Origin of the sequence: Micromonospora sp. PLK6-60 (genome assembly GCF_019890675.1) — a bacterium.
Taxonomy (GTDB): Bacteria; Actinomycetota; Actinomycetes; order Mycobacteriales; family Micromonosporaceae; genus Micromonospora.
Window position 1 is genome coordinate 636,678 of sequence record NZ_JAIOAA010000002.1, and the last position, 12,098, is coordinate 648,775.

Annotated in this window: 9 protein-coding genes; 5 read left to right on the forward strand and 4 right to left on the reverse strand. The window is 71.2% G+C overall.

The genetic code is table 11. The features are described from left to right. Positions 1–320: 320 nt before the first annotated feature. A complete protein-coding gene (locus K7640_RS05945) occupies positions 321–602 on the forward strand; it encodes a hypothetical protein (protein ID WP_222953650.1) in 282 nt (93 codons plus the stop codon). Positions 603–616: 14 nt separating this feature from the next. On the opposite strand, the gene K7640_RS05950 is transcribed toward K7640_RS05945, so the two are convergent. Genes K7640_RS05950 through K7640_RS05965 form a run of 4 tightly spaced genes read right to left on the reverse strand, consistent with a single transcriptional unit; the run spans position 617 to position 6,089 of the window. After that, positions 617–2,932, reverse strand: a complete 2,316-nt coding sequence (locus K7640_RS05950) for a beta-glucosidase (RefSeq protein ID WP_222953651.1) — start codon at positions 2,930–2,932, stop codon at positions 617–619. Positions 2,933–2,971: 39 nt separating this feature from the next. Beyond that, on the reverse strand, positions 2,972–3,835 hold the full coding sequence (locus K7640_RS05955) for a carbohydrate ABC transporter permease (protein WP_222953652.1): 864 nt from the start codon (positions 3,833–3,835) through the stop codon (positions 2,972–2,974). After that, entirely contained in the window at positions 3,832–4,827 is a 996-nt protein-coding gene (locus K7640_RS05960) for a carbohydrate ABC transporter permease (protein ID WP_222953653.1), read from the reverse strand. The genes K7640_RS05955 and K7640_RS05960 overlap by 4 nt, the downstream gene beginning before the upstream one ends. Further along, positions 4,824–6,089, reverse strand: coding sequence for an ABC transporter substrate-binding protein (locus K7640_RS05965; RefSeq protein ID WP_255608091.1), 1,266 nt, complete (start codon positions 6,087–6,089; stop codon positions 4,824–4,826). Before K7640_RS05965 ends, K7640_RS05960 begins: the two co-directional genes overlap by 4 nt. Before the next feature lie 205 nt (positions 6,090–6,294). On the opposite strand from K7640_RS05965, the gene K7640_RS05970 reads away from it, so the two are divergent. The 4 genes from K7640_RS05970 (at position 6,295) to K7640_RS05985 (ending at position 12,051) form a co-directional block, all read left to right on the forward strand. Next, positions 6,295–7,287 (forward strand): LacI family DNA-binding transcriptional regulator, encoded by a 993-nt coding sequence (locus K7640_RS05970; protein WP_255608315.1) that lies wholly within the window; start codon positions 6,295–6,297, stop codon positions 7,285–7,287. 154 nt (positions 7,288–7,441) lie between these two features. Further along, positions 7,442–9,067, forward strand: a complete 1,626-nt coding sequence (locus K7640_RS05975) for a glycoside hydrolase family 43 protein (RefSeq protein ID WP_222953656.1) — start codon at positions 7,442–7,444, stop codon at positions 9,065–9,067. 111 nt (positions 9,068–9,178) lie between these two features. Next, entirely contained in the window at positions 9,179–10,372 is a 1,194-nt protein-coding gene (locus K7640_RS05980) for an endo-1,4-beta-xylanase (protein WP_222953657.1), read from the forward strand. Between the two features lie 254 nt (positions 10,373–10,626). Beyond that, positions 10,627–12,051 (forward strand): endo-1,4-beta-xylanase, encoded by a 1,425-nt coding sequence (locus tag K7640_RS05985; RefSeq protein ID WP_222953750.1) that lies wholly within the window; start codon positions 10,627–10,629, stop codon positions 12,049–12,051. Positions 12,052–12,098 lie beyond the last annotated feature (47 nt).

Here is a 12,098-nt window from a genome sequence, read left to right on the forward strand (position 1 = left end):
GCGGCCGCGTCGGTGGGCGGCCGGCGTTGCCCACTCGTCCCGGCCGGGCCCGGCCGGCACCTGCGGCCGGCCGGGGCGTGGTCCGCTGCCAGCAGATCCTCCGGGCGTGCGAGCCGTCGGCGGCGACCACTGTCGGTGACCCTGACGGGAGCCACGACACCCTGTGCGCGTGATACCTCAGAGTCATCAAAATTACTCTGAGGTATCACGCTCGATCGCACGTCCGCCGTCCGCCCACGGACCTCAGCCGGGGGAGCGGTCGGCGCCTAAGATGGCGATCGATCCGACAGTGCGGCGCGTGGAACGGAGAGCAGCCAGAGATGTCGCGTGGGCGTGGGGCCGGGGTGCTGGTGGCCGTCCTGGTCGCCCTGTACGCGCTGTCGCTGGTCACCCCGCTGGTGTCGCCGTTCGCCCGGTATCCGCTGTACCTCGTCAAGTGCGGGGGACAGCCCGTGGTCGCCTCGGACTTCGCGGCGTCCTACACCTACCGGGCACCGGGCAGCGACGGCTACGGCGTCACCATCCTGACGAGTCACTTCTTCTGCACCGTCGCCGAGGCCGAGCGGGCGGGGTTCCGACGAGACACGTTGCCCCCTGGCTGACGGCCGCCGGGTCGTCACCTGACCTCGGACGTGGTCCAGCGCGCGGACGCGTTGGTGACCGGCACCGTCGCACCGACCAGCGTGGTCAGCGCCTCGGTGTCCCGCCGCACACTGGTGCCGACCCAGAGTTCGACCTCGCCGGGCTCCACGACCCGGGTCAGCGTCCGGTCGGAGAAGGCCAGCCGGGTGGTGGGCACCGTCAGCTCGACGGTGACGGACTGGCCCGGCGCCAGGTGGACCCGCCGGTAGCCGAGCAACTGCGCCACCGGCCGGGTCACCGAGGCCACCGGGTCGTGGCCGTACAGCTGGACCACGTCGTCGCCGGCGACCGGGCCGGTGTTGGTCACCCGCACGGTCACCGGCAGCATCCCGCCGGTCGGCGCCGTGGCCGGCGCGGTCAGGTCCGCGTACGCGAACGTGGTGTACGACAGGCCGTGGCCGAACGGCGCCACCGGCGTGGTCGACAGGTTGGTCACCTCGGTGCCCGCGCCGAGCGTGGGATGCAGGTACGAGTAGGGCTGGGCGCCGGCCGAGCGGGGCAGGCTGACCGGCAGCCGGCCCGACGGGTTGACCCGCCCGGAGAGCACCCCGGCGAGCGCGCTCGCGCCCTCCTCGCCGGGGAAGAACGCCTGCACCACCGCGGCGCACCGGGACAGCGCCCAGTCGACGGCGTACGGCCGGCCGGTGACCAGCACGAGCACGACCGGGGTGCCGGTCGCCAGCACCGCCTCGACCAGCTCGCGCTGGACGCCGGGCAGCTCCAGGTCGTCCCGGTCGCAGCCCTCGCCGACCGTGCCGCGCCCGAACAGTCCCGCGTGGTCGCCGACCACCAGCACGGCGACCTCCGCGGCGGCCGCCGCGGCGACGGCCTCGTCGAAGCCGGAGCGGTCGTCGGTGTCCACGTCGCAGCCCCACGCCGAGGCGACCGAGTCGGGACCGAACTCGTCGCGCAGCGCGTCGAGCACCGTCGGCACCTCGATGCCGGTCTCCACGCCGGGGTGCTGGACGAGCACGTGGTTGAGGAAGGAGTAGCAGCCGAAGAGGGCGCCCTGCCGGTCGGCGTTCGGGCCGATGACCGCCACCCGCCGGCCCGCCGGCACCGGGAGCACGCCGTCGTTGGCGACCAGGATGACCGACTCCTCGGCGAGGCGGCGGGCGATGGACCGGTGCTCCGGCGAGTCGAGGTCGACCGCCGGCGGCGGCTCCGCCGTGAACGTCGCGTCGAGCAGCCCGAGCTCCAGCTTCTGGCGCAGCACCCGCAGCACCGCGCGGTCGACGACCGCCTCGTCGAGGGTGCCGGCCCGCACCGACTGCCGCAGGGTCAGGTAGGCGTCGCCGGTGGGCAGCTCGACGTCGACCCCGGCGGTCAGTGCCTGCACCGCCGCCGCCGCGTGGTCGCCCGCGACGTGGTGCAGCAGGTTGAGGAACGCCACCCCGAAGTAGTCGGCCACCACCGTGCCGTCGAAGCCCCACCGGTCCCGCAGCACACCGGTCAGCAACGCCGGGTCGGCCGCCACCGGCACCCCGTCGATCTCGGCGTAGGAGTGCATGACGCTGCGCGCGTCGCCGTCGAGGATCGCCATCTCGAACGGCGGGAGCAGCACGTCGGCGATCTCCCGCGGACCGGCGTGCACCGGGGCGAAGTTGCGCCCGGCCCGGGAGGCGGAGTATCCGACGAAGTGCTTCAGCGTGGCGTGCACCCCCTGCGACTGCAGGCCCCGCACGTACGCGGTGCCGATGGTCCCGACCAGGTAGGGGTCCTCGGCGATGCACTCGTCGACCCGGCCCCAGCGCGGGTCGCGGATCACGTCGAGCACCGGGGCGAGGCCCTGGTGCACGCCCAGCGCCCGCATCGACGCCCCGATCGACGCGGCCATCTCGGCGACCAGGTCGGGATCGCAGGCGGCGCCCCACGCCAGCGGGGTGGGGAAGGTGGCCGCCTTCCAGGCCGACAGCCCGGTCAGGCACTCCTCGTGCACGATCGCCGGGATGCCCAGCCGGGTGCCGGTCACCAGGTCGGACTGGAACTTCCACAGCCACGACGCCCGGGCGACGGGGTCCACCGGCCGCGTCCCGTACGCCCGGGTGAGGTGTCCGAGCCCGTGCCGGGAGAAGTCCTCGAGCCGGCCGACGTCGCCGAACTCGCCCTGCAACGGGGCGACCGTCTCGCCGTCCTCCTTCTCCCAGAAGCCGACGAGCTGGGCGACCTTCTCCTCGATCGTCATCCGGCCGAGCAGCTCACGTACCCGAGCCTCGCCGTCCGGCCGGTCGTGGTCCGGACCTGCCTGGGCCGGTACCGGCCCGGCCACCGCCCCGCGGAGCTCAGTCATGCTGTGCCTTTCCCTTGGTTGTGCGCGTACCGCTGTGGTTCAGCCCTTGACCGCACCCTGTAGGCCGCCGACGATCTGCTTCTCGGCGAAGGTGAAGAAAAGGAGTGCCGGCAGCATTGCCAGCGAGGTGAAGGCGAGGATGCCCGCCGTGTCGGAGGTGTACTGGCTGGAGAAGTTCTGCACGCCCAGCGGCAGGGTGTGCAGGCTGGCGTCGCCGAGGACCAGCAGCGGCAGCAGGAAGGCGTTCCAACTCGCCACGAACGCGAGGATCCCGACGGTGACCAGCGCGGGCCGCGACAGCGGCAGCACGATGCGCCAGAGGAACCCGATCCGGCCGGTGCCGTCGATGGCGGCGGCGTCCTCCAACTCCCGGGGGATGGCGGACAGGAACGGCCGCAGGATGACGATCGTCAGCGGCAGCTGGAAGGCGATCTGCGGAAGCATCACCGCGTAGTACGAGTTGATCAGATTCAGGTCGCGCAGCATGAGATAGAGCGGCAGGATCGCCGCTCCGGCCGGGAAGAGCAGGCCGAGGGTGAAGAAGGTGTAGAGCGCCTCGCGCCCCCGGAAGGTGTACCGGGCCAGCACGAACGCGGCGCCGACCCCGAGCAGCACGACGCCGAGCGTCGTACCCAGGGCGATCACCCCGCTGTTGAGGGCCTGCCCCCAGAAGTCGCTTCTGGTCAACACCCGGGCGTAGTTGTCCCAGACCCACGGGTCGGGCAACCCGGCCGGGTCCGCCACGATCTGCGGGGTGGTGCGGAAGCCGCCGACGATCACGTAGACCACCGGGGTGATCGACACGGCGGCGACGGCCAGCGCCAGCGCGTAGGTGAGCGGACTGCTCCACGCGAAGGGGCGCTTGGCGGACGTGGACGGCACGGCGTTCGCGGTCACGGTCACTTCGCCCTTCCGGTGATGGCGCCCTGGAGGTCGCGGCGCAACAGGAAGCGCTGGAACAGCAGCGCGGCGACGAATGAGATGACGAAGAGGATCACCGCGACGGCGTTGCCGTACCCCCACAGCCGGGCGAAGAACCCGTTGTCCACCATGTACGTCGCCATGGTGGCCGAGGCGCCCAGCGACCGCACGGCGGGCACCGAGGTCACCCAGATCATGTCGAAGATCTGCAGTGATCCGATCATGGACAGGAACATCCAGATCCGGATGGTCGGCGCCAGCAACGGCAGCGTCACGTGCCGCTGGATCTGCCACCAGCTCGCCCCGTCGATCTGGGCGGCCTCGGTCAACTCCTCCGGCACGTTCGACAGGCCGGCGAGCAGCAGGATGATCGCGAAGCCGACGTACTTCCAGGTGAGGATGAACAGCAGGGTCCAGATGACCAGGTCCAGGTCGGCGAGCCAGGCCTGCACCAGGAAGCCCAGCCCGAGCGACTCCAGCATCGCGTTGACCGTGCCGGCGTCGGCCAGCAGCAGCTTCCACATGATGCCGACGGTGACCTCGGCGAGCACGTAGGGCACGAAGGCCAGCAGCCGGAACACGGTGCGGCCGCGGAAGTTGCGGTTGAGCAGCAGGGCCACGGCCAGGGCGATGGGGCCCTGGATCACCAGCGACCCGAACACGATGATCGCGTTGTTGCGCAGCGCGTCGAGGAAGATCGGGTCCTGGAAGGCGAGGACGTAGTTGTCGAAGCCGACGTAGTCGGTGGGCTTTCCGACGCCGCGCCACCGGAAGAGGCTGTAGTAGAAGGCGAAGCCCATCGGCACCAGTACGAACGTCACGTAGACGAGCACGGCCGGCGTGGTGAGACCGATGATCTCGAACCACTTGCGGCGGGTCTCCCCGGCCCGGGCGGACGAGCGGCCGGGCCGGGGCCTCGCCGGCGGCGCGTCCGCGCCGCCGGCGAGATCCAGGGAGGGGTTGGTGGCGGTCACTTGCGCGCGGCCGCCTTCATGGCGTCGACGACCTTCTCCGGGGTGCCGTTGCCGGCGAAGATGGCGACGATCGCGTCGTTCATCGCGTTGCCGACGGTGCTGCCGAAGGCCGTGTCCAGCCAGAGCTGCACGTAGGTCGCCCCGCTGGTGGCCTCCAGGATGGACCGCAGGGCGGGATCCTGGACGCCGGCCTCGGCGCCCTTGGCCACCGGCAGGCCGGTGCCGGTCTCGGCGTAGCCCTTCTGCACCTCGGGGCTCACCAGGTACTTGAGGAACTCGACGCACTCGGCCGGGGCGTTCTTGGCGCAGGCGAACCCGTCGCCACCGCCGAGGGCCGCCTTCGGGTCACCGGGGGAGCCGGAGAGCGCCGGCACCGGGAACCAGCCGATGAACTTGTTCAGCGCGGCCTTGTCCGCGGCGACCGTGTCCAGCGTGCCCTTGTTCCAGTCGCCCATCAGCTCCATCGCGGCCTTGCCGTTGGCGAGCAGACCGTTGGCGCTGGTCGGGTCGTTCTGGCCCGGGGTGGCGATGAAGTTGTTCTGGAACGGCTTGGTGTCGATGAAGGTCTTCAGGTCCTGGCCGGCCTTGACGAAGCACGGGTCGTCGAAGGACAGGTCGGTGGAGGCCTTCTTCAGGGTGTCGACCGAGCAGGCGCGCAGCGCGAAGTTGTACCACCAGTGCGCGGCGGGCCACTTGTCACCGGCGCCGACGGCGATCGGGATGACGTTTATCGCCTTGAGCTTGGTGACCGCGTCGTTGAGCTCGTCGAAGTTGGTCGGCGGGGCGGCGATGCCGGCCCGCTGGAACATGTCCTTGTTGTACCAGATGCCCTCGATGCCCATCCGGTACGGCAGGCCGTACTGCTTGCCGTTGGCCTGCCAGATCTCGGCCGCGCTGCCGATGTTGGCAACCTCGTCCTTGACCTGCTCGGTGATGTCCTTGAGGTAGTCGGCCTCGACCTGCTCGCGGATCTCGCCACCACCCCAGGACTGGAAGATGTCCGGCGGGTCGCTGCTGAGCAGCGCGGCGGGCAGCCGGGTGCGCTGGAGTTGGTTGGTCTCGATCCCCTCGGCCTGGATCGTGACCGTCGGGTGGAGGGCGGAGAAGTCCTTGGCGACCTTCTCCCAGTAGGTCTTGCCGGGACCGTCCTGGGACGCGTTGTGCCACCAGGTCAGGGTCACCGGGTTCTTGTAGAGCTCGCTCTCTGCGGGTTCCTCGTCGCCGCCGCTGTTGCACCCGGCGACAACGAGAGCGCTGGTCATAAAGAGTGCCAGAACGGCACTCGCACGGCGCTTCGTCGCCATCGATGTCTCCTCGACTAGTCAGTCGCGGTACTCGGCCTGCCGGGGAGTTTTACAGTGACGAAACACGATGTCAATCGGTATCGATAACGTTTTCGACTCGTCGTGACGCTGCCCCGACCGGCCCTCTATCATCTTCGGCGTGGCGTTCCCCCAGCGCGTCAAGATGTCGGACGTGGCCCGTGCGGCCGGCGTCTCGGTGGCAACTGTATCGAAAGTTGTCAATGGTCGGTACGGCGTGGCGCAGGCGACCGTCGAGCGCGTCCAGCAGGTCATCCACGAGCTCGGGTACGAGGCCAGCCTGGGTGCGCAGAGCCTGCGCAGCCACCGCACGAACGTGCTGGGCATCCTGGTCGCCGAGTTCGAGCCGTTCTCCACCGAGCTGCTCAAGGGGGCGTCCCGCGAGGTGGCCGGCACCGGTTACCAACTGCTCGCCTACTCCGGCGGCGACGGTGGCGGCGACGGCGAGGGGGTGGCCGTGGGCTGGGAGCGGCGGTCGCTGGCCCGGCTCTCCGGAACGCTCATCGACGGGGCGGTGATCGTCACCCCGACCGTGGTCGAGACCAAGCACGGCTTCCACGTCGTCGCCGTCGACCCGCACACCGGCCCGTCCGGCCTGCCCACCGTCGACTCGGACAACTTCGCCGGCGCCGTGCTGGCGACCAACCACCTGCTGGAGCTCGGCCACCGGCGGATCGGGCACCTCAGCGGTCGCGCCGACCTCGAGTCGGCGCGGCTGCGGGAGGCGGGCTTCCGCAAGGCGATGGCCGACGCCGGGGTGCCGGTGGACGAGCGGCTGGTCGGGGTGGGCGGCTTCAAGACCGAGAGCGCCGCCGGTACGGCCGCCGAGCTGCTCGCGCTGCCCGACCGGCCGACCGCGATCTTCGCGGGCAACGACCTGTCGGCGATCTCCACCATGGACGTCGCCCGGAGCATGGGGCTCACGGTGCCCGACGACCTCTCGGTGATCGGTTTCGACAACGTCCCGGAGTCGGCGCTGGTCAACCCGCCGCTGACCACGATCAGCCAACCGCTGCAACGGATGGGCGCCGAGGCGTTGCGGCTGCTCATCGACCTGATCGCCGGCGTCGAGCGGGACACCCACATCCAACTCCCCACCGAGCTGGTGATCCGCGCGTCCTGCCGCCCCTGGCGCTGACCCCACCCGCCGGGCCGGCCGGCGGCGCACCACCGAGTGGCCGCGCGGGTCTGTCCTCCGTGGCGGCAAGCCGTTACGGTGAGCGAGATTCCGGGATTTCCACGGGGAAGTTCCGGAAGTTCCGCCGAAACGGGTCGAGCCGAAGGAGCCGTACATGTCGACGGAGATCGCAGACGTGGCCACGACCGCCCGGTCGATCCGCAACCCGGTCCTGCCGGGGTTCCACCCGGATCCGTCGATCCTGCGGGTGGGCGACGACTACTACCTGGCCACCTCGACCTTCGAGTGGTACCCGGGCGTGCGCGTGCACCACTCCCGCGACCTGGTCCACTGGCGCGCCCTGGGCGGCATCATCACCGACCGTCGGCTGCTGGACCTGTGCGGCTGCGGCGACTCCAACGGCGTCTGGGCGCCCGACCTGACCTACCACGACGGGCTGTTCCACCTGGTCTACAGCGACGTCGCCAGCTTCACCGGCGGCTACTGGGACCCGCAGAACTACCTGGTCACCGCTCCGGACATCAGCGGCCCGTGGTCCGATCCGGTGAAGCTGCACGCGCACGGCTTCGACGCCGCGCTCTTCCACGACGAGGACGGCAGCAGCTGGCTGCTGAGCCTGAGCGCCGACTGGCGGCCGGGGCGGGACCCCTTCGGCGGCATCGAGATCCAACGCTACGACCGCGCCCGGCGGGAACTGGTCGGCGAGCCGCGGCTCATCTTCCACGGCACCGCGGCCGGGCTGACCGAGGGGCCGCACATGTACCGCCGGGACGGCTGGTACTGGCTGGTCACCGCCGAGGGGGGCACCAGCTGGGAGCACCAGGTCACCGTCGCCCGGTCCCGGCACCTGCACGGCCCGTACCTGGCCGATCCGCGGGGGCCGCTGCTCACCTCCCTGGGCCACCCGGAGCTGCGCCTGCAGAAGGCCGGCCACGGCAGCCTCGTGCAGACCCCGCAGGGCGACTGGTACCTGGCCCACCTGACGGCCCGCCCGTACTCGCCCCGGGGCAACTGCGTGCTCGGCCGGGAGACCGCCATCCAACGGGTCGACTGGCCCACCGGGCAGTGGCCGCGAATCCCCGGCGGCGTACCGGCCGACGCCGCCCCCGCCCCGGACCTGCCCGCCCACCCGTGGCCGGACGAGCCGGCGACCGACCACTTCGACGGCCCCGCGCTGGCGCCCTGCTGGTCGACGCTGCGCCGCCCGGCGAGCCCGGACTGGCTCGACCTCGCGGCGCGCCCGTCGCACCTGCGCCTGCACGGCGGGCAGTCGCCGGCCGGCCGGCAGACCCCGAGCCTGGTCGGGCGGCGGGTCGGGGCCGAGCGCTGCTCGCTCGAGACCATTGTCGAGTTCGACCCCGCCGGCCACCGGCAGTTGGCCGGCCTGACCGCCTACTACAACACCCGCAACTGGCACTACCTCTACCTGACCCGGGACGACTACGACCGGGTGGTGCTGGAGCTGCTCAGCTGCGACCAGGGGCGCCGGACGGCCCATCCGGAACTCACCGTCGACGTCGCCGGCGCCACCCGGGTCGGCCTGCGGGCGAGCTTCGACGGGCCGGTGGTGCGCTTCGGCTACGACCTCGGCGCCGGCTGGCGGGAGCTGCCCGTGGCGCTGGACGCCACCATCCTCTCCGACGAGCACGCCGCGCAGGCGGTCGACGGGGAGCCGGTGGCCTGGGGCTTCACCGGCGCCTTCCTCGGCCTGTGGGTGCAGGACATCGGCGGCGACGGCGGGTACGCCGACTTCGACCACGCCACCTACCTCGAACACTGATCCGCCCCGGCGGCCGGTTGACGGATGACATCGATCTCCGTAATCATTCGGGCAACTTGCGGAAAGAGTTCCGTAACTTTCGGAGTCGACCTGCTGCCCGGAAGGAAACCCATGAAGCTCAGACGCTGGATCGCCACCGGCGCGGTCGCCGTCGCGACCGTCGCCGCCCTCAACGTCGCGCCCGCCACGGCGGGCCGGCCGTACGACCCCACCACGCAGAGCCTGGGTGACCTGGCCCTGCGGCACGGCCTGTACCTGGGCACCGCCGTGGACATGGACGCCCTGAACGACGCCTCGGACCCGCGCTACCGCCAACTGGCCGCCACCGAGTTCTCCACCGTCACCGCGGAGAACGTGATGAAGTGGGAGAGCCTGGAGCCCACCCGGGGCCGCTACAACTGGGGGCCGGCCGACGAGTTCGTCGCCTTCGCCCGCAAGAACCACCAGCGGGTACGCGGGCACGTGCTGGTCTGGCAGAACCAGCTCCCCGGCTGGCTCACCAGCGGCGTGGCGGACGGCTCCATCAGCAAGGCGGAGCTGCGCCAGATCCTGCGCGACCACATCACCCGGGTGGTCACCCGCTACCAGGGCCGCATCTGGCAGTGGGACGTGGTCAACGAGGCGGTCAGCGACCCGTGGGACACCCCGTCGACCCTGCACTACAAGGGCTTCTGGGCCCAGCACCTCGGGCCGGGCTACCTCGCCGACGCGTTCCGCTGGGCGCGCGCCGCCGACCCGAAGGCGCTGCTGTTCTACAACGACTACAACATCGAGGCGTTCGGGTCCGGCAACCCGGCCGACGACAAGACCCAGTTCGTCTACGAGATGGCGCGTGACCTGCGCGCCCGGGGCGTGCCGATCGACGGCGTCGGCAGCCAGGGCCACCTGGGCACCCAGTACGGCAACTACAGCACCTTCCAGGTCGTCGACGCGCTCAAGAAGTTCGCCGGACTGGGGCTGGCGACCGCGTTCACCGAGGTCGACGTGCGCAGCCAGCTCACCGAGGCGGTGCGGGCGGGTGACTCCAACGAGATCAACCCGCGGCTCCAGGCGGCGGCGGCGAACTTCAGCGTCCTGCTGCGGGCCTGCCTGGCCGAGCGGCACTGCCTGTCGTTCACCCTCTGGGGCTTCACCGACCGGCACTCCTGGGTGCCGGACTGGTTCGACAACCCGCCGGAGGGGATGGCCACCGTCTACGACGAGAACTACCGCCCCAAGCTGGCGTACCAGGAGCTGAAGGCCGACCTGATCTATTCCGGGCCGCCCTTCGTGCTGCCCCGCGTGCCGCAGCAGCCGCGCCGGTAACGGCGCCCACCGCCGGTGGCGGCGGGACCGGTCCACCCTCCGGCCCCGCCGCCACCTCGTACCGACCCGTCGGCCGTTGTGCATCCCGCGGTGTTCCGGTAATTTCTCGATAGATTCGCTTCGATTGACCCACGGTGGGCGGGAGAGCATCCCGATCCGCGCGGCCTCCGGGCGGCCGCGTCGCGAGCCGAGCGCCGTGGTGGGCAGTCGTCGGAGCGGGCTCACCCACTCCTCAGTTATGGAAAGGCTTCGTGATGGACAAGGTGCTCGCCCGCGACACCGAAGGCCCGGCCGCCCGGCCACGACGGCGCGCCGCGCTGATTTCCGCGGTCGCCGGCGTCGCGATGGTCGCGGCGGCGGTGATGGTGACCTCCCCCAGCGCCAGCGCCGGGACCACGCTCGGGGCGTCGGCGGCCGAGAAGGGCCGCTACTTCGGCACCGCGGTGGCCGCGTTCAAGCTGTCGGACAGCCAGTACACCGGCATCCTGAACCGCGAGTTCAACTCGGTCACCGCCGAGAACGAGATGAAGTGGGACGCCACCGAGCCGTCCCAGGGCCAGTTCAACTACTCCAGCGCCGACCGGATCGTCAACCACGCCCGGTCCAACGGGATGCAGGTCCGCGGGCACGCGCTGGCCTGGCACTCCCAGCAGCCCGGCTGGGCGCAGAACCTGTCCGGCACGGCCCTGCGGCAGGCGATGCTCAACCACGTCACCCAGGTCGCCACCTACTACCGGGGCAAGATCTACGCCTGGGACGTGGTGAACGAGGCGTACGCCGACAGCGGCGGTGGCCGGCGCGACTCCAACCTCCAGCGCACCGGCAACGACTGGATCGAGGCCGCCTTCCGGGCCGCCCGCGCCGCCGACCCGGGCGCGAAGCTCTGCTACAACGACTACAACACCGACAACTGGACCTGGGCCAAGACGCAGGGCGTCTACAACATGGTCAAGGACTTCAAGGCCCGGGGCGTGCCGATCGACTGCGTCGGCTTCCAGTCGCACTTCAACAGCGGCTCGCCGTACCCGAGCAACTACCGCACCACGTTGCAGAGCTTCGCCGATCTCGGCGTCGACGTGCAGATCACCGAGCTGGACATCGAGGGCTCCGGCAGCACCCAGGCCACCACCTACGGCAACGTCGTCCGGGACTGCCTGGCCGTGGCGCGCTGCACCGGCATCACGGTGTGGGGCATCCGGGACAGCGACTCCTGGCGGGCCAGCGGCACCCCGCTGCTCTTCGACAGCAGCGGCAACAAGAAGCAGGCGTACACGGCGACGCTGGACGCGCTGAACGCGGGCGGCACCACCACCCCGCCGACCACGACCCCGCCCCCGCCGCCGACCACCACCCCGCCGCCGAGCACCACGACCCCGCCGCCCTCGGGCAGCGGGTGCACCGCCACGCTGACCCTCAACCAGTGGCAGGGCGGCTTCGTCACCAACGTCCGGGTCACCGCCGGTGCCGCCGGCGCCAACGGCTGGACCGTGTCGCTCACTCTTCCCTCGGGCGCATCGGTCACCAACACCTGGAGCGCTCAGGCCAGCGGGACCAGCGGCGCGGTGAGCTTCCGCAACGTCGACTACAACCGCCAGCTGGGCGCGGGCGCCAGCACCGAGTTCGGCTTCCAGGGCAACGGCACCGGCCCGTCCGGCACCGCCACCTGCACCGCCGGCTGAACGACGGTGGCCCGGCGCGGGCACGTCCCGCGCCGGGCCACCGGCCC